At 62.3% G+C, this 21993-nt stretch carries 21 protein-coding genes; 5 read left to right on the top strand and 16 right to left on the bottom strand.

Annotated features, from left to right (window positions below; all coding sequences use genetic code 11):
• Window positions 1–53 precede the first annotated feature (53 nt).
• Genes QD408_RS04940 through bcsN form a run of 5 tightly spaced genes read right to left on the bottom strand, consistent with a single transcriptional unit; the run spans window position 54 to window position 9113 of the window.
• Window positions 54–2426: a cellulose synthase gene (locus QD408_RS04940; RefSeq protein ID WP_414138533.1), complete on the bottom strand. Its 2373-nt coding sequence runs from the start codon at window positions 2424–2426 to the stop codon at window positions 54–56.
• Entirely contained in the window at window positions 2423–3469 is a 1047-nt protein-coding gene (locus QD408_RS04935) for a glycosyl hydrolase family 8 (protein WP_088685380.1), read from the bottom strand. The genes QD408_RS04940 and QD408_RS04935 overlap by 4 nt, the downstream gene beginning before the upstream one ends.
• Entirely contained in the window at window positions 3466–5886 is a 2421-nt protein-coding gene (locus QD408_RS04930) for a cellulose biosynthesis cyclic di-GMP-binding regulatory protein BcsB (protein WP_414138532.1), read from the bottom strand. The genes QD408_RS04935 and QD408_RS04930 overlap by 4 nt, the downstream gene beginning before the upstream one ends.
• Complete coding sequence (bcsA, locus tag QD408_RS04925; protein ID WP_414138531.1) at window positions 5883–8075, bottom strand: UDP-forming cellulose synthase catalytic subunit; 2193 nt, start codon at window positions 8073–8075, stop codon at window positions 5883–5885. The genes QD408_RS04930 and bcsA overlap by 4 nt, the downstream gene beginning before the upstream one ends.
• Window positions 8076–8132: 57 nt before the next feature.
• A complete protein-coding gene (gene bcsN, locus QD408_RS04920; protein WP_414138530.1) occupies window positions 8133–9113 on the bottom strand; it encodes a cellulose biosynthesis protein BcsN in 981 nt (326 codons plus the stop codon).
• Between the two features lie 500 nt (window positions 9114–9613).
• Between bcsN and QD408_RS04915 the strand changes: the two genes are divergently transcribed.
• On the top strand, window positions 9614–9931 hold the full coding sequence (locus QD408_RS04915) for a DUF1236 domain-containing protein (RefSeq protein ID WP_088685377.1): 318 nt from the start codon (window positions 9614–9616) through the stop codon (window positions 9929–9931).
• A gap of 29 nt (window positions 9932–9960) precedes the next feature.
• Here the strand turns inward: QD408_RS04915 and QD408_RS04910 are convergent, their stop codons facing one another.
• Window positions 9961–11604 (bottom strand): response regulator, encoded by a 1644-nt coding sequence (locus QD408_RS04910; RefSeq protein WP_414138529.1) that lies wholly within the window; start codon window positions 11602–11604, stop codon window positions 9961–9963.
• Window positions 11605–11771: 167 nt separating this feature from the next.
• Here QD408_RS04910 and QD408_RS04905 point away from each other — a divergent pair, with 167 nt between their 5' ends.
• Window positions 11772–12119, top strand: a complete 348-nt coding sequence (locus tag QD408_RS04905; RefSeq protein ID WP_414138528.1) for a response regulator — start codon at window positions 11772–11774, stop codon at window positions 12117–12119.
• A 9-nt stretch (window positions 12120–12128) separates the two neighbouring features.
• On the opposite strand, the gene QD408_RS04900 is transcribed toward QD408_RS04905, so the two are convergent.
• The 6 genes from QD408_RS04900 to QD408_RS04875 all read right to left on the bottom strand — a co-directional run bounded on the left by QD408_RS04900 (window position 12129) and on the right by QD408_RS04875 (window position 16574).
• A complete protein-coding gene (locus QD408_RS04900) occupies window positions 12129–12671 on the bottom strand; it encodes a MerR family transcriptional regulator (RefSeq protein ID WP_414138527.1) in 543 nt (180 codons plus the stop codon).
• Between the two features lie 149 nt (window positions 12672–12820).
• Window positions 12821–13159: an integration host factor subunit alpha gene (locus QD408_RS04895; protein ID WP_088685373.1), complete on the bottom strand. Its 339-nt coding sequence runs from the start codon at window positions 13157–13159 to the stop codon at window positions 12821–12823.
• Window positions 13160–13265: 106 nt separating this feature from the next.
• Window positions 13266–14237 carry a beta-ketoacyl-ACP synthase III gene (locus tag QD408_RS04890; RefSeq protein WP_088685516.1) on the bottom strand — a complete coding sequence of 324 codons (972 nt, stop codon included), beginning with the start codon at window positions 14235–14237 and terminating at the stop codon, window positions 13266–13268.
• Between the two features lie 20 nt (window positions 14238–14257).
• Entirely contained in the window at window positions 14258–15304 is a 1047-nt protein-coding gene (gene plsX / locus QD408_RS04885; protein ID WP_414138526.1) for a phosphate acyltransferase PlsX, read from the bottom strand.
• Between the two features lie 98 nt (window positions 15305–15402).
• Window positions 15403–15957: a YceD family protein gene (locus tag QD408_RS04880; protein ID WP_414138525.1), complete on the bottom strand. Its 555-nt coding sequence runs from the start codon at window positions 15955–15957 to the stop codon at window positions 15403–15405.
• Between the two features lie 11 nt (window positions 15958–15968).
• Window positions 15969–16574, bottom strand: a complete 606-nt coding sequence (locus tag QD408_RS04875; protein ID WP_414138524.1) for a ubiquinol-cytochrome C chaperone family protein — start codon at window positions 16572–16574, stop codon at window positions 15969–15971.
• Window positions 16575–16760: 186 nt separating this feature from the next.
• Here QD408_RS04875 and QD408_RS04870 point away from each other — a divergent pair, with 186 nt between their 5' ends.
• Window positions 16761–17294, top strand: a complete 534-nt coding sequence (locus QD408_RS04870; RefSeq protein ID WP_414138523.1) for an outer membrane protein assembly factor BamE — start codon at window positions 16761–16763, stop codon at window positions 17292–17294.
• Between the two features lie 97 nt (window positions 17295–17391).
• Here the strand turns inward: QD408_RS04870 and QD408_RS04865 are convergent, their stop codons facing one another.
• From QD408_RS04865 to QD408_RS04850, 4 genes are all read right to left on the bottom strand, one after another.
• Window positions 17392–19530: a sodium-translocating pyrophosphatase gene (locus QD408_RS04865; protein ID WP_088682101.1), complete on the bottom strand. Its 2139-nt coding sequence runs from the start codon at window positions 19528–19530 to the stop codon at window positions 17392–17394.
• Between the two features lie 198 nt (window positions 19531–19728).
• The gene (gene nusB, locus QD408_RS04860; RefSeq protein WP_088677105.1) at window positions 19729–20211 is read right to left on the bottom strand and encodes a transcription antitermination factor NusB; all 483 of its coding nucleotides are present in this window, start codon (window positions 20209–20211) and stop codon (window positions 19729–19731) included.
• 3 nt (window positions 20212–20214) lie between these two features.
• A complete protein-coding gene (locus QD408_RS04855) occupies window positions 20215–20670 on the bottom strand; it encodes a 6,7-dimethyl-8-ribityllumazine synthase (RefSeq protein ID WP_088677104.1) in 456 nt (151 codons plus the stop codon).
• Between the two features lie 46 nt (window positions 20671–20716).
• Window positions 20717–20884 (bottom strand): hypothetical protein, encoded by a 168-nt coding sequence (locus tag QD408_RS04850; RefSeq protein WP_414138522.1) that lies wholly within the window; start codon window positions 20882–20884, stop codon window positions 20717–20719.
• Between the two features lie 132 nt (window positions 20885–21016).
• On the opposite strand from QD408_RS04850, the gene QD408_RS04845 reads away from it, so the two are divergent.
• Together QD408_RS04845 and QD408_RS04840 are read left to right on the top strand one after the other, a co-directional pair.
• The gene (locus tag QD408_RS04845) at window positions 21017–21376 is read left to right on the top strand and encodes a hypothetical protein (protein WP_088682100.1); all 360 of its coding nucleotides are present in this window, start codon (window positions 21017–21019) and stop codon (window positions 21374–21376) included.
• Window positions 21377–21486: 110 nt separating this feature from the next.
• The gene (locus QD408_RS04840; RefSeq protein ID WP_088682088.1) at window positions 21487–21990 is read left to right on the top strand and encodes a cupin domain-containing protein; all 504 of its coding nucleotides are present in this window, start codon (window positions 21487–21489) and stop codon (window positions 21988–21990) included.
• The last annotated feature ends 3 nt before the right edge of the window (window positions 21991–21993 follow it).

Raw genomic sequence — 21993 nt, 5'->3', positions numbered from 1 at the left:
CCATGAGGGGCGCTCAAGCAGGCGAGTAGCGGAGAGCGGAGGCGACGTCAACGTCAGTCGTTGACGTCGGGGTGGGTCGCCTCGCGCAGATCGGCAAGGCCGCGGGCGGCATCGCGGCTGCCGGTCGCAGCGGCAGCCTGGAAGATGCGGCCCGCATCGTCGTACATTTTCAGATTGAGATAGCAATAGCCGCGCAGGACCATCAGGTCGATGCGTTCCTGCTGCAACTGGGCGCGCTGATCGAGATAGATGAGGGTTTCGCGATAACGCTTTGCGTCGAAGGCCGAAAGGGCGCGATCGGCGAGGATTGCCACCTGGAGCTCGGCGGCGCGCTGGCGGCTCTGCGGCGCCTTGGTGGCCGCGACGGCAGCGTTGCTGGAAAGACCGGCACGCAGATAGGCAAGGCTTTGGCCATAGGCTGCGTCCTCGCGAACCCTACGCGCAGGACTTTGCAATGCCGCCTCGAAGGCGGAGATCGCTTCCATCGGCCGATTGAGTTCCATCAGGCACCAGCCGCGCGACAGCGCGTCGTTCGGGCTCAGCTGCCCGGCATCGACGGTCGTCGAGCAGCCGCGCGTTTGGCGTGGACCACGCTCGACGGTCACCGTCTGCATTGCGGGCCTTGCCGCGCGAACGGCCACGTCCGGCTCCAGCTGTGGCACGGTACGGCGCTCGGCCGGAAGCGGCTCGACCGCGGCAGGGCGCTCCGGCGGCTGCGTCGACTGCCGAGGAGCCGGTTGCTGCGGAGTGACCTCAACCTTTTCCGGCGATGGCATGACGGCATTCGGCGCCAGCGAAGAGGTGTCCTCAAGATTGGTGATCCGGGCCGACCGGCCAGCCCAGGCATTCTGAATATCGCTCACGCCTTTGCGGTCGCCCAGCTGTTCGCGGGTGATGACGAGGCCGTAGGCGGAGGGTTCGTCATCGGGTTTCCAGGCAAGCGCCGTCTCGAACCAGCGGGCGGCGGTCTGGAACTGGTTGAGGGAGCGGGCGTACCAGCCGAACTGCTGCGCCGTCGGCGCGTATTTCCGGGCGATGGTTTCCGCAGCGATACGGTGCAGCACGTCTTCGGGCAGATCGGCCGGCGGCTGCAACGCCATCAGGTTGGCGGTGGCGGCCAGATAGGTCGATGTCGCATCGTCGGAATCGGCCCGCCAACGGAACATCACGTCTTCGGCCTCCTCAGGCGCCTTGCGGGCGATCAACGCCAGCGCCAGCCCCTGCGAAGCGGCGGCCGAATCCTCCTTGGCGCGGCCGGCGCGGAACCACTTCTCGGCAGCGGCATCATTGTTGCGGCGGAGCTGATACCAGCCAAGCAGCAGCGCATCGGAGGCAAGTCCCTGGGTTTCGGCGAGTTTTTCAAGACGGGCGATATAATCGGGCGCAATAGCGAGCTTCGGATCTTCATTGCCTTCAGCCACGAAGCGCCGCGCAAGGTTGTCGCGGATCGCGTCGAATTCCCTGCTGCCGTCGCTCGCAGGCTTCTCCTGCGAAAGCAGCGCCTGCATCGGCTGGTAGCCAAGCAGCGTCGAGGCCTTTTCGACCGTCGCCCGCCGCTCGGCGGGATCGGTGCAGTTCTTCAATATATAGGTATAGGCATCCTGTCCGCGCTGCGCCCTTTCCGTATGTATGAAGGCTTCGGCGACGCGCCAGAGAACGTCGACTTCGCTGCACGTCAGCAGGCTCGGCGTTGCGGCAGCGATATCGACCACCGTCGCATATTGCTTGAGGTCCGAGGCGTTGACGAGCCGGGCACGGGCTTCGACGACGCCGAGGCGGTCGAGCAAGTCGGCCGGCGGCTGCCATCCGGCATCCTCCGCCTGACGGTCGGCGATCGCCTTGCGCACCTCGGCATAGCGGCCGTCGGAATAAAGCCGCCACATGGCCTCGAGCCGCTTGTCGCCATTCTGCGGCACGGCGAGCGGATCGGCCGGAGGAACCCAGTCCGGATAGAGCGCCTGAAGCCGGGAGATTTCGGCCTGCAGGCGCACCTTGTCGCCGCGGCTGGCGAAATAGCGGAGCGCGCTTTCATCGACGGCGGGCTGCGGTTGTGCCGCGGGCTGTTGCGGCGCCGGCGTCGCCGAGACGATAGGAGGCGCAACCGGCGTCGGCTCGGCGGTCGTCTGTGGCGCAACGGGTTGCGGTGCCGCAGGCTGGGGCGTAGCCGTTTCCGCCTCGGGTACGACCGGTGCCGGCGACGGAGAGGTAATCGCCTCGATCTTATCGGCAACGTTCTGCACGTTGAATTCCGGATTGCCGGCCGGGGCTTCGGCCGGCTTGATGCGGCCCATCATCATCAGCTCCGGCGCCGGCTTGGCGTCAGGCCCAAGGCCGAACTTTTCCTGCAACGCGCCGCGATCCTTCAGCCCGGTGACGAGTGTCGCCACCACCGCTGCTGCCGAAATCGCCACGAGAGAAGACTTCACAGACACTCCGGATGCTTCTCCCCAATATAGGCCAGCCCCAGTAGTTGAAGCGTAGACGGATAATAGAGTGCGGGCGCAAATTGCAGGGCCGAAGCCGGCAGCTTGGTCCCATCGACTACACAGGCCACAACATCGTTAACAATTCGATAACCGGGGTCCGACAGCACGGCCTTCGGCCGGCCGGTGGTCAGATCGATGGTGGCGGGAAGGCCATTCTGCGACATGCCCTGCTGCAGACGGGTCAGCAGCGCCTTGTCGGCGACGCCGCCGCGCACGAGATAGAGCGGGATTCGGAGAGCGTTATAGGCGAATTCGGCATCGAAGCCCTGCGCCGGCCGGGGCTGGCCGTGCAGGCTCACCCACTCGGCCGGAAGCTTGCGCGGGCCGAACTGCATGGTACTCAACAACGATACGCCGTCTTCCGACAGTTTTTTCCAATCATCCGACGGAGCAAGCGCGGCCATCACGGGGATCGCCTCAAAGATCCAGTAGGACGGGTTGACGACGGGACCGTCGTCGCGATCGGCGGCGGTAAAGCCTTCGCTCCCCGGCATCAAAAGCGTCCGGCCGCCCGTCCGAACCACGGTTTCTGAAAGCAGCGACTGCGCCATGCGGGAAGCGGCGAGGATATAGTCGTCGCGTTTCCACGCCGTACCGGCGAGTGCCAGCGCATAGGCGATCAGCATGTCGCCGTCGGAGGCATTGTTGGTGTCGGTGACATGCGGTTTAACGTTCGGATCCCACTTCCACACGGCCAGGCCATCGTCGCGCAGCAGCAGTTCCGTACGGGTAAAATACCAGATTTGTTCGAAATCCGCGGGGCTTGCCGAGAGGTAGGCGAGCAGCATGCCGTAGCCCTGCCCTTCGCTGTGGCTGATGTTGCCGTTGCCGTTATCGACGATGCGGCCGGACGCATCGAGAAACTTCGCCTTATAGGCAGACCATGCCCCTGCATTGATCATCGCCTGCTGCGCGGCCGTGGACGAGCCCACGGGTGTAAGCGCGACCGTTGCCGCAAACATGAGCGTGGTCCATCCTCTCATTTCGACCGGCCCAGACTTTTGAGCATGCTGGACGTGGCGATGCCGATCAGCAGCACGAAGACGACCAGCAGGAAGGCATAGGAGAGAATGTTCGTCGACAGCCAATTGGCGGCGATCAGGCGGTAGTTGCGGATCGACCAGGGCGTGGACGGCACGAAATCGAAGCGAGTGACGGGCACGGTGTCGATCTTGCCTGTCTTGCCCGAATAGGCGGTGATGTGGCCTGACATCTGCGGCCAGTTCAGTTGCTCGGTCACGGCCTCGAGCCCTTCGCGCAAATCCTTCGCCGACGGCGCCGTCACCACGGTCCATGAGCCGCCCCCCGCGGGGCTGGCGCCCTGAGCGACCAGAAGCGTGGCGGCGTTGGACGGCGTAAAAATCTCCTCGGCGCCGGGAACGAACTGCAGTGAACTGCGGGAAATATCGAAATTGCGCCACAGCCATTCGCGGAAGGCGGTGATCCGGCTGCGCAATACGCCGCCGCTGACCTTGGAATTCCACTGTTCGAAGGCGGCGCCGGTATCGACGACGTCCGTTTGCGTATCGACGACGGGACGCCACGAGGCCTGGCTGGTGGTGGAGATATTCGCCTGCGTCAGCACGGTCGCCGGCATCTGCGAGATCGAGCCGATGAAGATCGCGTCGCGATCGCCGATCGTATTCGGCGAGGCGACGGTTTCAAGGGGGATCGGATGGCCGGCCATGATCGCCATCTGGCCAAGCAGCGTCGCGGCGGCCGAAAGCGTATCGGGATCGACACGGTCGATGAAGAGCGGCACAGGCTCCGTAGAGCGCCCATAGGGATAGGCGGTGCCCGCCATCGCGGCCAGGTTCGGACGCTGGCCGACACGGGCAAAATCTGGGATATGCAGCTCGGTCGTATCGAACAGGGCAAAGCGCGGATTGGCGCCGGCCGCCGTCCCCGGCGCACAGGCCGCATCGTCCTTGGTCATCAGGATCGCCTCGATCGCCACCGAATTGAGGCCGGGCTTGAAGTGACGCATCGTCATGCGGATCGGCAGATGACGGAGAATGCCGCCTGATGTCGTGGTGATCGGAACGGTGGAGGCGATGTTGTCGTTGACGTAGATATCGATATGGCTGCCCGGCAGGACGCTATCGGTATAGGCGGCGTCGAGCAGCACCTTCGCCTCGCCGTAGGCATTGGCATAAAAATCGGCCGGGACGGCAATGTTGAAGCTGGTTCGGAGCCGCCGCCCTGAAAATTCGGTGGTCTTCACGCCGAGTTGCGACAGGGCAACGCTCGTATCGGAAAAGACGAGCGGCGCATTCGGCGCGCTCCAGCGCTCGGTGGTCAGCGCATCGCGGCGAATATCCGGGGATCTGTCCGTCGGGGCGACGATGGTATCGATCGCCGAAGAAACCGCCTGCCAGGAGGGGCCGCTGATCAGGAGCACCGGCGAGCCGCTGCGCGGATCGGTGACGAAAGTGGCGAGTGCTGCGCTTGCGGCCTCGGGCGGCAGGCCGGGAAAGAGCGGCCGCAGCTCTGCCGCAGTGCCGACGAGCACGCTGAGCTTGCCTGGGCCGGCGGCCGGAAGCGAGTCGGTGGCGAAGGCGAAGACCTGGTTCGGCATGCTGCTCAGCACCGACAGGCCCTGCGCCAGCCGCAGCAGAGGCTTGGTGGTTCCCGGCTGTTCCAGAGCCGGGACAACGATGTCGAATTCCGTCTTGCCGCCGCTGTCGACGCCGATGGCGCGGATCGCGTCCGCGCTCGATAGCTGGGCGGCATCCTTGCCGGCGAAGCTCAGATAGGTTCCGGCCGGATCGATGTTCGACCACAGCTCATAGGTGGACTGAATGCTGCAATCGGTGCGGTGGCGCTGAACGGCTTCAAAGGTCACGAGGTTGGCACCCGGCTGCAGCAAACCGGAGGGAATTTCGAACGTGACCGCCGTTGACCCATCCGGCGAACCGACACGCTGTTGGCCGATCGGGCGGTTGTTCAGATAGATGGTCAGCGTCGACGCCTCGGGCGCCACCACGATCGCATTCTGATAGGCGAAGGTGAAGCTTGCCTTGGCCGCCGCCTGCTCCGGCGTCAGATAGACGGACCACGACCGGCGGTCATATTCCCCGGCGAGGCTCAGCTTCGAGAAGGGCAAGACATAGCGGCGAACATCGCCCGGGCGTGCTGGCGAAGCGGGATTTGCCGCCGCGGCGGGCTGTGGCGCCGTCTGCGGCTGAGCGGCAATCGCTGGAGGAACGGCAGCCGGAGCTGCGGGCGCGACGGAAATGGGCGGCGTGACGGGAACCGGCGCCGGGGCCGCAGGCGTCAATCTCGGGGCAGCGGAGGCGCCGGGCGGCCGCTCGCCGGACATATCGAAGGGTGCCGTCTGCGCCTGGGCGAAGGCGGAAGCATTCAGCAAAAGGAGCGACGCGGCGACGATTTTTCTCATCCGGCGTTGACCTTTGCCGTCTGCTGCTGGGCTTCCTTTTCCGGCCGCATGCTGCGGAAGAGATAGATCAAGCCGCGGCTCGTCTGGTAGAACGACAGGCCAAGGAACCAGATCGTGCCGCGGATGATGCCGGGATTGCGGCGGCGCGAGGCCTGGAACTGGGTCCACTGGTCGGAATTGGCAAACATCAGGTCGGCGATCAGGCGATGGTCGAGCGCGCTTTTCGGCACGTACTGGCAGCCGACATTGGAGATGTCGCCGGACGGCTCGATGTTGCGGACGATGAGCGGCAGGGTTTCCAGATCCGCGCCGCTATAGGGCCGGAAGCGAATTTCGCCGAGGGCGCCGACCAGCATCTCATCGAGATGCTTGTTGAAGATATGAAGCCTGGCGCCGTGGACAGAGACGTCCTCGATCGAGGCCGCGTACCATTTGCCGTTTGCGCCGAATTCGCAGCGCCGGTTGACGCGGACGCGGCGGGACAAGGCGCGCTCGCCGCGCTCGGATACGACACCAAGGGCGCAGCCTGCCATGATCAGGTTGATGATGTTCCAGCCGCCGACGACGAGCGTGACGTCGGCCTTATAGGGCTCGGCATAGATCCTGTAGATGGTGATGACGAGCGCGACGATCTGCACCGCGAAGATGACGAAGAACGGACGACTGATCTCCGACAGCCGGCTGACGGAGATCGATTCGTCCTTGGCGGTGACCTTGAAGGTCGGCTTGCGCGGATTGAGCATCACGGAGACGACGGCCGGCAGCAGATGCACGGTCTGCACGTATTCGTACAGCTCGGAAATCCATGGCCAACGGAACGACCCGTAGAGATAGTTCTGCATCATCAGGTTCACGAGCATGTAGGCCAGCGTATAGGCGAGGAACTCGCCGCCGGAGGCCGTGAAGATTTCCAGATCGAAAAACAGATAGAAGAGCGGCGCAAACAGAAAGATCGTGCGCGGGAACGGGAAGAGCCAGAAAAGCGTCGAGGACATGTAGCAAAGACGCTGCGGGATCGACAGCCCGCGCTTCAGAAGCGGGAACCGGTAGCGCAGGATCTGCATCATGCCCTGCGCCCAGCGGCTGCGCTGGCCGATGAAGCTGGCGAAGGTCGCCGGCTGCAGACCGGCGATCAGAGGCTTGTCGACATAAATGCTGTTCCAGCCGCTGCCGTGCAGCGCCAATGCAGTCTCACAATCCTCGGTGATGCTGATGCCGGAAAAGCCGTTCTGGGATTCGAGCGCCTTTCGGCTCAAAACCGCGGCCGAGCCGCAGAAGAAGGCGGCGTTCCATTTATCGAGGCCGCGCTGGATGATGCCGTAGAACATTTCGTTTTCGCTGGGCATCCTGTCGAAGGTTCGCAGGTTGCGCTCCAGCGGATCGGGATTGATGAAGAAGTGCGGGGTCTGGACGAGGAAGAGCTTCGGATCGTCTTCGAAATAGCCGACCGTCTCGAGCAGGAAATCGCGGGCCGGCGCGTGGTCCGCGTCGAAGACGGCAATGAGTTCGCCGGTCGAATGTTTCATGCCGTTGTTGAGATTGCCGGCCTTGGCGTGCTCGTTGCGGTCGCGCGTGAGATAGTGGACGTCGAGATCCTCACAGAGCTGCTTCAGCTCGGCATGGCGGGCAGCCGCCGCCTGGGCCTCCAGCAGCTTGCCGGAATTGCGCTTCTGCAGGGTACCGCCATCGTCGAGCAGCCAGACATGCAGCTTGTCGGCCGGATAATCCATGGCCTTTGCGGCGGCCAGCGTGTTGCCGAGAAGCCCGGCATCCTCGTTATAGGATGGCACGAAGACGTCGACATGGGGCAGCCGCCCGGGATTGGCGGCGCGCGAGGGGCGCGAGGGCAACGGCGTGGCGACGATGAAGAGGCTGAGCGCCAGCATCGCAACGCTGTACATTTCGGCAAGATAGAGCAGCAGACCGGGAATGAAGTTCTCCGGCTGGTTCAAAGGCGGAAGCGTGTTGGTGGTGCGCCAGTAGACATAACGCAGCACGATCGACGTGCCGAAGGCGAGCGCCACGAGGCGCCACGTCCCCTCGCCCTTCAGAATCTTGATCAGCGCCATGATGGTCACGACCGTGATGCTGGTGATGAGCTGGGTCTGCAAATTCACCGGCAGCGTGATCAGCACGATTATGCAGAGCGAAACCACGGCCCATATGATGACACTGCGGGCTTTGCGCATCGACGTTCCTTCGAAATTGCTCAACCGGGGCACCATCCGGCGCTCCGGACATGCTCATTATTTCCGGCAGGCGGCCGTCATGGCCGCATCGCCTATGCAGTCCGGCGACGGCACGGTGACGCCGATCGCCCTTGCGGATTGTTGAACTGGCGCTTCCGCCGGTATCGGCTTTGCGCTCGTCTGCGGCGCCTCGCCCGGCAGCGGCACGCGCGGACCTATGGGTGCCGGCAGCGGCGCAATATTCTGAGACGGTTGCGAAGCCGGGGCGCTGCGAACAGGGGCTGTCCGCGGCCGGCTGGCAATGGCGGGCGCCGGCTCGTAGCCGATCGGCATCGGGCTGGCGCGATAACCGCCTTCGTCGGGGTAGATCGGCTGACCGGTGCTGCCCAGCGCCGCGTCGGCGGGCGGCGGATTGCCATAGGGGTTCCAGATCTCGCCGTCGAAGGTGCCGGTAAGGGTGTAGCCGTAGATGATGCCGAGCAGCTGGCGCTCACTTGCCCTCGCATCACAAAGGCGCAGACGCAGCTGGATCATGCCGAAATTGCGCGCCTGGGTATTGGCGGATGCGCTCGAGCGGATCTGCTGCCAGGCATAGATGCACGTGTCGCCGGCGCGGCTTCGGCCGGAGGCATAGCCAAAGGGCCCGTAACTGTTCTGCAGAAAGGTCGCCGACGTTCCCATCGGCACGCCGGGAACCGAGCGGGCCACTTCACGGGCAATACCGCTCTCGTTGATCATGCTGAAACCCGCGTTGCCGGTGCCGCGATTGGCTCCGGAAGCGCCGAGGAATTGCGCCTTCAGAAAGTTCTGGCCGGGCACGGAGGATGAGGTGAACAGCGAGATCGTCTGCTCGACACCGTTGCCGCGCTTGCGTTCGACGACGCTGACGATCGACGGCCCGCCCGGCGGCGGCAAGACAAGCGCCTTTTCAGGCGCAACGGTCTCCGGTCCGGAAGGTTGGCGCACACCGCTTGTCGATGTGCAGCCGGCCATTACACCCGCCACGGCCACTAGCGATATCATTTTCCGCAAGTGCATAAATCGAGCCGCCGCAATCGTTTTTCCAGATATCCATTCGCAAGCCGAAACGCGAAGGATCTTCGAATCAACGACCAGCCGGCCGTTTACCGGACATAAGCTGCCAACATGGTTAACGAAGAGTAACGAACCGACCCTTGGCGTCACCGGATAGACTCATGCTGGACGTTGTTCGGACAATTCAACCGTATGATGCGTGAATTGATTCGCCAACAACTTAATCGTTCTCTTCTACCCTTTGTCGGTGCGGGAATGGTCGGAATACGAGCGTCTAAAGCGCGTCGCGATCTTTCAGATTCGCTCTTCGCGCTTTAGGTCTTTGTTCTACGCATGTCGTTAACGCAAAACCGCTGCACACTTTTGCGCGACATGCTCTATCCGACCCAAATTTCGGGGCAATCCGTCACGACGCCGATACGCAGAGCGAAAAAGCTGAAGTGGGAACCATGCCGCATGGCCGGCGTTGCCTTGATGTCTAGGGTAGGAAAAGGAGAACCCTCATGCGCAAGACCATGCTGGCTGCGGCCGCCATGCTGACCATCTGCTCCTCCGCTTTTGCACAGAGCAGCGTCATCGTCACCGATCCGGCACCGACGAGCTCAACTGTCGTCCTGCCCGGTGAGGTGCGCACTTATGTGATGGAGCAAGACACGCCGTCCGTCGTCTATGACGGTGACGTCGTGGTCGGCACGACGTTGCCCGATACGGTTGAAATCCATACCGTGCCCAATATCGACGGCTACGCCTATACCGTCGTCAACGACCGGCGCGTCATCGTCGAGCCGCAGACGCATCGCGTGATCCAGGTTCTGGAATAACGCGATCGGAAGGCTGCGGACGTGCGGCCTCACGTCCGCTCGTCTTCCGTTCTTGCCGGCACATTCAAGATATCCCTGATCTTATGGGCCAGCTGCTCCAGGCTGAAAGGCTTGGCGAGCAGGGAAACTCCATGATCGAGCACGCCATTGTGGACGATGGCGTTGCGGGTGTAGCCCGTCGTATAGAGGATCCGGATCGTCGGCCATCTTTCCTGGACGACGTCGGCAAGCTGGCGCCCGCTCATCTCAGGCATGACGATGTCGGTGAAGACCAAATCCACCGCCGCATTTTCCTCGAGAAGGAGAAGCGCCTCAGTGCCGCTCGCCGCCTGCAATACGCTATAACCCAGCTCATGCAGGCTGTCTGCGGTCATGGTGCGGACGTGTTCATCGTCCTCCACCACCAGAATCGTGTCTTTGGCGCTGCCTTGAGGGATCGGATGAGCGCCGACGCTTGACCGGGCATCGGCCACGCCGACATGCCGGGGAAGATAGATCTTCACCGTCGTGCCTCTGTCGATCTCGGAATAGATCTTGATGTGACCCCTGCTCTGCTTGATATAGCCATATACCTGGCTGAGGCCGAGGCCGGTCCCTTTGCCGGGTCCCTTGGTCGTGTAGAAGGGGTCGAAGGCGCGCTCGATCACATCAGGCGACATGCCGGTGCCGGTGTCGGTGATGCTGACCATCACGTATTGGCCGGCGTCGACCTCCGAATGCATGCGCGCATATCGCTCGTCGAGTTCGGCGTTGGCTGTCTCGATGGTCAGATGACCGCCGCCCGGCATGGCGTCGCGGGCGTTGACGGCAAGGTTCAGCATGGCGTTCTCAAGCTGGCTGAGATCGGCAAAACTCGGCCAAAGACCGCCGGCAAGCACTGTCTCGATGCGGATATGCTCGCCGAGCGTTCGCCGCAGCAGCTCCGACATGCCGCCGACCAGCTTGTTGACATCGATCACCTCCGGGGCGAGCGGCTGCTGGCGCGAGAAAGCGAGAAGACGCGCGGTCAGCACCGCTGCCCGCTGCGCACCGTCTCGGGCATTCTGGAGGGAGTTCAGCAGGCGCGGATCTTCGTTTCCGGTCATGCGCCGCTGGGCGAGATCGAGATTGCCGACGATGATCGCCAGCATGTTGTTGAAATCATGGGCGACGCCGCCCGTCAGCTGACCGATCGTCTCCATCTTCTGCAGCTGGCGCACCTGCGCTTGAGCGGCGGCATTCTCTTCCATTTCATGCCTGAGTTCGCCAGTGCGCTGAGCCACCGTCTCTTCCAGGCGTTCGTTGAAGCTGTTGAGTTCGTCGCGAAGGCGGCTCTGCCTCGCATGGGCGACGATGATCATCTCCATCAGGCCGACGATGATCACGGCATTGATGAAATAGGTGGAAAGACCGACCCATTGTCCGGCAGTGACCGGCCAGAAGGCATCGTGCGGCTCGACGAAGAACTGCTGGACGATGAAACCGGCGAGCATGGCCGCGACAAGGCCCGGGCCCGCGCCGCCGATGAAGCTCGCGAACAATATCGCCGGAAGGAAGCTCAGGAAAGGAAAACCGGAGAGATAATCGCTGGCGGCAAGCCTCAGAAGAAACGTCAGCCCAACCGCGGCAAAAGCCAGCGGATATGTAAATGCCGGCCTTTGACGCAACCAGTCCGTGGCACTCAGCAAATCCATCCCAGACCTCTTCCCTCCGCTTCGACACGGCATTCCAGCTTTTGCACATCGAATTTCACCCGGCAATATGCAGTTTCTCGCACTGCCGGACACGACGTCTTGACGAGCCGCCCAAGCGGTCCACATAAATCCCCATCCCCTGCAAGGGAAATGGGTGGGCGGGAATCATGAAAGACATATTCATCGTCGAGGACGATGCTCTGATCGCCATGTTGCTCGAGGATATGCTCGGCGATCTCGGCTACCGGGTCTGCGCGAGCGCCCCCGATCTCGAACGGGCGCTGGCAACCGCCAGGGATTCGGAGTTCGACGCCGCCATCCTCGACGTCTCCCTTGCCGGCCACAGCTCGCTGCCGGTCGCAAAACTGCTCGACGAACGCGGCAAGCCCTATCTCTATGCAACGGGATATGGCAGCGCTCCGGAGGGCAGCAGCGCAGGCACGCTTCCCATACTGCGCAAACCCTTCCAGCTCAGCGAGCTCGAAGAGGCGATGAAACGGCTGACCGAAGTTTGAATTGTCCGATCAGCGCACCTGATCGAGCAGACGCTTGCATTCCAGGAGATCGTAAAGCGCCTCCTGCAGCAGCGCCCGGTCTTCCTTGCCGACGCTCGATTTGCCGATCGAAACTTCCGGCTGGTCATCCTCTCCGGCGACGAAGTTGAAGAAGCGGCGGGTGATCGGCGGCTTGGCGCGTCCGACGATCTGGTCCTCCTCGGCCATGCCGACACGAGGTTCGCCGATGCCAGCCTCCTGCACGCCTGAGGCAAGCGCCTCGACGCTGGCGAGATCGCCATGGCCGACGGCGACGACGAACTTGTTGCCATTGGTCTTCAGAAGTTTCTGCACGCCCTTGATCGTATAGCCGTGATCATAAAGGAGATGGCGGATACCCTTGAGGAGATCCACATCCTCCGGCCGATAATAGCGACGGCCGCCGCCGCGCTTCATCGGCTTTATCTGGGGAAATCGCGTCTCCCAGAAGCGCAGCACATGCTGCGGCAGATCAAGATCGTCTGCGACTTCGCTGATGGTGCGAAAGGCATCGGGGCTCTTGTCCAACGTCATACTGCTACGCGACCTCGCGGCTCGATCCAACGGCGACTCATCATATTTCAAAGGTTTGGCGCCGACAATTCAAGTCATGTCTTGACGTTGCGCACAGGCAAGGACAGCGCGAGAGGAAAAAACGTCGTCGGGAAAAGGGGACGTCGATATCAGGAAGCCGGGTTTTGCGGCTTCAGCTTGACCTTGCGGGCGATGTGCGCCTTGAGGATGCGCGTCTTCAGCACGTTCGACGCCTTGAAGGTCATGACCCGGCGGGGAGAAATCGGAACCTCCTCGCCGGTCTTCGGGTTACGGCCGATGCGCTCGTTCTTGTCGCGCACCTGGAAGGTCGCGAAGGAGGAAAGCTTGACGGTTTCGCCACGCACGATGGCGTTGCAGATTTCATCAATGACGGTTTCCACAAGTTCGGCGGATTCGGTCCGGGAAAGACCGACCTTTCGGAAAACGGATTCCGCCAGGTCTGCTCGCGTCACTGTTTTTCCGGTCATGGTTTCCCCGCCCATTACAAAATATTTTGTGAAAGCAAACGAAGAGTATTTGTCTTGCGCCTTACGGTCAAGCTCTTGTTCGCCGCCAGTTTTTTAGGATTCACGCTTACCAGCGCAGCAGAACCGCGCCCCAGGTGAAGCCGCCACCCATCGCTTCGAGCATCACGAGGTCGCCCTTCTTGATGCGGCCGTCGCCGGCGGCGGTCGCAAGCGCGAGCGGGATCGAGGCGGCCGACGTATTGCCGTGCAGATCGACTGTTACGACGACCTTCTCCGAGGCGATGTTCAGCTTCTTCGCGGACCCGTCGATGATGCGTCGGTTGGCCTGGTGCGGCACCAGCCAATCGAGGTCTTCGGCGGTGGTGCCGGTGGAATCGAAAGCAGCCTGAATGACATCGGTGATCATGCCGACGGCGTATTTGAAGACCTCGCGGCCCTCCATGCGCAGCTTGCCGACGGTTCCCGTGCTCGACGGTCCGCCATCGACATAGAGCTTGTCCTTATGCGAGCCGTCGGAGCGCAGATGCGCGGTCAGCACACCGCGATCGGCGGACGTCCCCTCGCCTTCGGCGGCTTCGAGCACGATCGCGCCGGCGCCGTCACCGAAAAGCACGCATGTCGTGCGGTCGTTCCAGTCGAGGATGCGCGAAAAAGTCTCGGCGCCGATGACGAGAACACGCTTTGCAAGGCCGCCGCGGATATAGGCGTCCGCCGTCGTGACGGCGTAGACGAAACCGGTGCAGACGGCCTGGACGTCGAAGGCGAAGCCGTGGCTCATGCCGAGACGGTTCTGGATATTGACCGAGGTCGCCGGAAAGGTGTTGTCAGGCGTCGAGGTGGCGCAGATGACCAGATCGATATCGGCGGGCGTCAGGCCGCCATTGGCAAGGGCTGCGCGTGCGGCTGCCTCGCCGAGCGAAGCCGTCGTTTCGTCATCGCCGGCGACGTAACGCTGGCGGATGCCGGTGCGCTGGACGATCCATTCGTCCGACGTATCGACGATGGCTTCCATGTCGCGATTGGTCATCACGCGCTTCGGAAGTGCGGCTCCGAACCCGCGAACCACTGAACGGATCATATTCGATTGAACCCCATAGCTCATGCCGCTTCCGGGCCTATGGGAGGCAGCCGCTTGGCATGATATTTCTTAAGATCGTTTTCTATTTTCTGATTGAGGCCGTTCTTAGCCATGTCGTAGCCGACCTCGATGGCGGCTGCGATGCCTTCGGCATTGGCCCCGCCATGGCTCTTGATGACGATGCCGTTCAGGCCGAGAAACACGCCGCCGTTGACCTTGCTCGGATCGAGCTTCTCACGCAGCATGTCGAAGGCGCTCTTGGCGAAGAGGTAGCCGATGCGGGCGAGCAGCGTGCGCGACATAGCGGCGCGCAGATATTCGGCAATCTGCTTGGCGGTGCCTTCGGCGGTCTTCAGCGCGATGTTGCCGGAAAACCCTTCGGTGACGACGACGTCGACCGTGCCTTTGCCGAGATCGTTACCCTCGACGAAGCCGGAATATTCGAGCGAATCGATATTCGCCTCGCGCAACAGCCGGCCGGCTTCCTTGACCTCTTCCTGGCCCTTCACTTCTTCCACGCCGACGTTCAGCAGGCCGATCGTCGGACGTTCGATCTCGAAAAGCGCGCGCGCCATAGCGCCGCCCATCAGGGCGAAATCCATCAGCTGCTGCGCATCGGCGCCGATCGTCGCACCGACATCGAGCACGATGCTCTCGCCTTTCAGCGTCGGCCAGATCGCCGCGATCGCCGGGCGCTCGATGTTCGCCATGGTGCGAAGACAGAACTTCGCCATCGCCATCAGCGCGCCGGTATTGCCGGCCGAAACCGCGACATCGGCATCTCCGGTCTTTACCGCCTCGATCGAACGCCACATGGTAGAGATATAGCGGCCGCGGCGCAGCGCCTGGCTCGGCTTCTCCTCCATGCTGACTGCGAGTTCGCAATCGTGAAAGACCGATTTTTCCTTGAGTTTCGGGAACTTGGCGAAAACCGGTTCGCATTGTTCCTTGAGGCCGTAGAAAACGAAGGAAATGTCCGGATGCCTTTCCAGCGCCTTGGCGGCGCCGGGGATGACAACCTGGGGACCAAAGTCGCCACCCATGAGGTCGAGAGATATTCTGATCACGCGTCCCTGATCCTTCTTTTCGCCGAGGGCGAAATTTCGGCCAAAATACCGGTTTTGGCGTCGCTTACAACTGAATTATGTCAAATGCCAGAGGTGCTTCAGTCCTTTTTCCAGTCCTTGAGGACCGCGAAAGCGGAGGGCTTTTTGTCGTTCTCGCCGTTATCCTCGATATGGCCCTGGAACTCGACGCCCTGCTTGCGCGGATAGGGATCGATCGCGAGTGCTGCGAATTCGGCAACGACCTCGCCTGCATCGATCGTGTCGCCGACGAAGGTCTCCGGCAGATCGGGACCATCGGGATCGAGCAGCATCTCGCCGGCGTCGTTGCCGGGCTGGCGGGCAAGCTTGGAGCCCTCTGGCACGAAAATCTGCTCGAAACTCTCGTCGATGGCGGCTTCGACCGGTTCCAGCGTGACGACGCAGGACTGAACGATCTTCGCCCGTACGCGACCCTTGACGCGCACGCCGTCGCGTTTCCAGCGGGCGATCTGCAGATCGGCGCTGAGATCGTCGACGGAGACGACGCTCCAGCTCTCGGCAAGCGCCTTCAATTCGCTGGCATCGGCCTCGATATGAACCTCGACGGGATTGGCCGAGATATGGCCGACCTTGACGTGATAGGAGAAGGGAACATCGTCCCGATCGTTCTTCATCGTTTCCTCCTTCAGGCAACCGGTGGGCGGGCAACCGGCGGAAGCGTTGCCGAACCGGTGGCGATCAGCTCTTCCGGAACGGCGGACAGATGGGATTCTGCGGCCATCATCCAGCCGGCGAGGCCGGACATGTCGGCCGGTGCCGAGCTTTCGGGGTAGATATTGCGCGTGAGCGCAAGAGCGAGCGCTTCGGCATCGCCGGCATCCATCGCCTTCGAATAGGCTTCGAGCCGGCCGTAGAACATGCCGGCGAGTTTCTTCATGCGTTTCGGCACGCTGTTATCGCCGATGCCGAGCTCGCGGATCGAATAGTCGATGTCCTGGAAGAAGGCGTCGACGATCTCCTGGGCGATCTCCTGGCCGCTGGTGGTGGAACCGCGTGTGCGGCGAAAAAACAGAATCATGGCGATCGACAGCATCTCGAAGCGGCCCATGACCGTGTCCGGCACATTGAGCCGCTCGTAAAGATCCGGCATGCGCGCGGCGGCGGTCAGCGCCGCATATTGCCGGTCGACGATTGCCTGATTGTTGTTTTTCTTGCGGAACAGCCCGAGGATCATTGTTTTTTCCGGAAATGCCTCATTCTTCACGCCGGCTGGCGTCCGGCCTTGTTGCATGATTTCGAAAGCTGGTTTACCGAAGCAGGCGCGAATTGCAATGCCGATCGTGGCTGGTTTCGGGACGGCGCCTTCGAGGCGTCGGTGAAACAAATTCGGGACATTCGACCCGGAATGGCCACAATGGTTTTGCAGGAGGAAGCGTGTAAGGCCCGAAATGGCTGCTATCGACACTCAAGGGAGTAGATGTCGTTGAAGAAACGGTATTTCAAGTCTGACATGAAATTCTTCAGCAGCGCGGCCATTGCCTTGATAATCGCCTCCACCTCAGCTCTTTCCGGCTGCCAGACCAGCACCGTGCTCAACGGCGGCTACGTCGTCGATCAGCAGTCGCTGAACCTGGTTCCCGAAGGTTCGAGCCGCGAGCAGGTACTGCTCTCGCTCGGCACGCCGTCGACGACGGCGACCTTCGACGGCGAAGTCTTTTATTATATCTCGCAGCGGCGCACGCGCGCCGTCGCCTTCCAGAAGCTGAAGGTCGTCGAGCAGAGCGTTCTGGCCGTCTATTTCGACAAGGACGGCGTCGTCACCCGCCGCGCCAACTATACGCTGCAGGACGGCAAGGTGTTCGACACGATCTCACGCGTCACGCCGACCGGCGGCAAGGAACTCACCTTCCTGCAACAGATGCTTTCCGGCGGCAGCGCTGCGAGTGCTGCCCGCAGCCTGTTCGGCGGCGGCGCCGGCGGCACGCCGCAAAATCCGAGCAGCCTGCGTTAAGCCAATACGCCTCATTATGAAAAACCCGCCGGATCGCTCCGGCGGGTTTTTTAGTGATCGGGTATGGCACCTAAGCGAACCGCGGTGCTTGGATGCATCAACCGGCGAGAACGGCGAGAAGCAGCAACGCGACGATGTTGGTGATCTTGATCGCCGGATTGACGGCGGGGCCGGCGGTATCCTTGTAGGGATCGCCGACGGTATCGCCGGTGACGGAGGCCTTGTGCGCATCCGAGCCCTTCATGTGACGTACGCCGTCCTTGTCGACGAAACCGTCCTCGAAGCTCTTCTTGGCATTGTCCCAGGCGCCGCCGCCTGAGGTCATCGAGATGGCGACGAAGAGGCCGTTGATGATGACCCCGAGCAGTGATGCGCCGAGGGCGGCGAAGGCCGAGGCCTTGGAGCCGGAGATGAGCAGCACGCCGAAATAGACGACGATGGGCGCCAGCACCGGCAAGAGCGATGGCACGATCATCTCGCGGATGGCGGCCTTGGTCAGAAGGTCGACGGCCTTGCCGTAATCCGGCTTTTCCGTGCCCTGCATGATGCCCGGCTTCGCCTTGAACTGACGACGCACCTCCTCGACGATCGAGCCGGCGGCGCGGCCGACGGCCGTCATGGCGATGCCGCCGAAGAGATAGGGGATCAGGCCGCCGAAAAGCAGGCCGGCGACGACATAGGGGTTCGACAGTTCGAACGAGATTTCGCCGATGTTGGCGAAATAGGGATATTGGTCGCCATGGGCCGCGAAATACCGCAGGTCGTTGGCGTAGGCGGCAAAGAGCACCAGCGCGCCGAGACCGGCGGAGCCGATCGCGTAGCCCTTGGTCACTGCCTTGGTGGTGTTGCCGACCGCGTCGAGCGCGTCGGTCGACTTGCGCACTTCCGGCGGCAGGTGCGACATTTCGGCGATGCCGCCGGCATTGTCGGTGACCGGGCCGAAGGCATCAAGCGCAACGATCATGCCGGCAAGGCCGAGCATGGCGGTGACCGCAATGCCGGTGCCGAAGAGGCCGCCGAGCTGATAGGTGGCAAGAATGCCGCCGACGATGACGATCGCCGGCAAGGCTGTCGATTCCAGCGAGACCGCCAGGCCCTGGATGACGTTGGTGCCGTGGCCGGTCACCGACGACTGGGCGATCGAAACGACGGGGCGCTTACCGGTGCCGGTGTAATATTCGGTGATGACGACGATCAGCGCGGTGACGACGAGGCCGACGAGACCGCAGATGAACAGGTTCGTGCCGGTGACGTCGGCGCCGGCGACCGTGCCGAGCGAGCCCCAGCCGACAGTCAGCGAGGTGGCGGCTCCGAGACCGATGATCGACAGCAGGCCGGTGACGATGAGGCCCTTGTAGAGCGCGCCCATGATCGAGCCGTTCGAGCCGAGCTTGACGAAGAAGGTGCCGATGATCGAGGTGATGATGCACGCGCCGCAGATCGCCAGCGGATAGATCATCGCAGACTGGAGGATCGGCGCGCCGGCAAAGAAGATCGCGGCGAGAACCATGGTAGCGACGACGGAGACCGCATAGGTCTCGAACAGGTCGGCGGCCATGCCGGCGCAGTCGCCGACATTGTCGCCGACGTTATCGGCAATCGTTGCCGGGTTGCGCGGATCGTCCTCGGGAATGCCGGCTTCCACCTTGCCGACGAGGTCGCCGCCGACGTCGGCGCCCTTGGTGAAGATGCCGCCGCCGAGACGGGCGAAGATCGAGATCAGCGAAGCGCCGAAGCCGAGCGCCACGAGCGCATCGATTACTTCGCGCGAGCCGCTCTCATGTCCGAGCCCGGCGGTCAAAATAGTATAGTAGATGGAGACGCCGAGCAGCGCGAGGCCCGCCACCAGCATGCCGGTGATGGCACCCGATTTGAAGGCGATGTCGAGGCCGGCGGAAAGGCTGGCGGAGGCCGCCTGGGCAGTGCGCACGTTGGCGCGAACGGAGACGTGCATGCCGATGAACCCGGCAACGCCTGACAGTACGGCGCCGATGAGGAAGCCGATAGCGGCCGTGGCGGAAAGAAGCAGCCATGCTGCGATGAAAACGACAACGCCGACTATGGCAATGGTCTTGTACTGGCGGGTCAGATAGGCTTGGGCGCCTTCACGGATATAACCCGCGATCTCCTGCATGCGGCTGTTGCCCTGATCGGCGGCAAGCACCGACCGGGTTGCCCAGGCGGCATAGACCACCGAGAGCAGACCGCATGCGATTACGCATAAAAGAATGGTCATTTCGCTCTTTCCTCCCATAGGCCGGAGCTCACTCCTTCTCCGGCAAATACGCCGCCGACTCGCCTTCCTCTCCACAGAAATGCCACAGCTAAGCGGTCCGGAGATTGCGTGGTCGATCACGTGGCGTCAAGACCGCAACGGGCGAAAACCATTGCGGCGTGAAGAAAGACGGAGGGAGATTGTTTGGCGGCTAAGAGCTTATTTCTTCGCCTCGCCGCGGACCTGCTTTGCGATGCGGTCGAGCACGGCGTTGACGAGCTTCGGCTCGTCGTCCTCGAAAAAGGCCTGTGCGATCTCGACATATTCGGTGACGATGACCGCCACCGGAACGTCCTTGCGGTCGGTGAGCTCGAAAACGCCGGCGCGCAGGATGGCGCGCACGGTGCTGTCGAGGCGCGACAAGGCCCAGTCATCCTGCAGGGCTGCGGCAATCAGCGGATCGAGACGGACCTGATCGCGCACGACACCAGAGACGATGGAGCGGAACCAGCCGGCATCGGCCTTCAGATAAGTCGCGCCGTCGAGTTCCTGGCCGAGGCGGTGCGCCTCGTATTCGGCCACGATTTCCAGAACGCCCGTGCCGCCGACATCCATCTGATAAAGCGCCTGAACGGCAGCCAGGCGGGCAGCGCCCCGCTGGTTCGCAGTCTTGACCGGCCGTTCCGTCTTGTCGTCGTTCATTCGTTATGCACCCAGTTTCTGCTTCAGCTCGATCATCGTCAGAGCCGCGCGAGCGGCAAAGCCGCCCTTGTCCTTTTCCGAGCGGCGTGCGCGCGCCCAGGCCTGTTCATCGTTTTCCACGGTCAGGATGCCGTTGCCGATGGCAAGGGACTCGCTGACCGCGAGATCCATCAAAGCGCGCGAGGATTCGTTCGATACGATATCGAAGTGATAGGTCTCGCCGCGGATGACCATGCCGAGGGCGACATAGCCGTCATAATGCGTGCCGCCATTGTCGTCCCCATCGAGCGACATGGCAATCGCCGCCGGAATTTCCAGCGCGCCGGGAACGGTGACCACCTCGTAGGTAGCGCCGGCTTCCTTGAGCGCAAAGGTCGCGCCTTCGAGCAGCGCGTCGGCCATGTCGTCGTAGAAGCGGGCTTCGACGATCAAAATATGGGGAGCGGTCTCTCTCGACATGGTTCACCTTCGGTTCGTGGGACATTTTCCACTCGGCAGGCCGCGGTCAAAACACGCCTTCGGGCGAATGGCAAGCAATTTCGCCCGATGCAGCAACACGGAAAGAGGAAATATCCGCAAAGGGATAGCCGCACAATCCGTACACAACGGGACGAGCGTTGCGAGCCGGCTTTGCCGGATGCTTGGAAAACGGCAATTCGAAGGCGATTTTCATGAAGAATTTTTAATGGTTTTTCAGTGGCTTAAGCCATTGAACCGAGAGGGGCGGAGCGCCAATTCCATGTCGTGACACCGACGATCCCCTGCAACGACAGCCGACCGTCAAAGCAGATGAAAGGATATGATCATGAACCGAATTGTCACCGTCACCCTCGCCGCAGCCCTCTCCTCCATGGCATTTGCCGGCGTCAGCCGGGCCGAAAGCCTTGGGATGAACACCACCCAGGGCATCGAGCATACGCTCAGGACCTTCCAGGGCAATGATTTCAACGTCGAGCAGGTTTACAATTGGCGCAATAGCGACGACGGGACGACCGGCCCGCGCTCGGCGCCTGAGCGTTCCGACCAGGCCATTCACGGCATCCAGGCCTCGATCGACGCCAACAGGTCACTTGCCCACCGGCTCAACAACGAGGGCGTCGACGTCCGCAACATCGTCAACGCCGAACAGGCGGCCGACGGAAGCCTGACCTTCTACGTCCGCTGACGGCTTCCCGCATGGGCGGCGTCTCCTCTCCGCCCATGCCGGGATCTCAGAAAAACTCATTGAATTTTTTCCCGCTATGATGGTTTCTCTCCCTGCAACAGGAGGACATCATGGCGACGGAATCGAAAGCGGTGATCAATATCGCCGATCTCAAGCTCGACCATTGGAAACAGGGTGAGCTCTACGAAGGCGCCGACGCCTCGTTCGGCGCCCTTCTCGGCCTTGCCGGCCTCGGCATCAGCTACAACGAGGTGCCGCCGGGAAAATCGAGCTGTCCCTTCCACAATCACCATGTCGAAGACGAACTTTTCTACGTGATGTCAGGCGCCGGCGAATATCGTTTCGGCGACGAGCGCCATGCGATCAAAGCAGGCGACGTGCTCGGCGCACCGGCCGGCGGGCCGGAAACGGCGCACCAGATCATCAATTCAGGCACGGTGACGCTCGTCTATCTCGGCATTTCGACGATGGCGAAGACGGAGATCGTCGAATATCCCGATTCCGGAAAGTTCCTTGCCAAGACCAACAGGGATGGCGCCAAGCCCGGACGCTTCCGCCATATCGGGCGGCCGGAAAGCCACCTCGATTATTGGGACGGCGAACCCGGCGCCTGAGAG

The sequence above is a fragment of the Rhizobium sp. BR 249 genome, from assembly GCF_047445895.1.
Taxonomy (GTDB): Bacteria; Pseudomonadota; Alphaproteobacteria; order Rhizobiales; family Rhizobiaceae; genus Rhizobium.
Note: the sequence above shows the minus strand (reverse complement) of the source record. Positions and strands in the feature narration are given on the sequence as shown.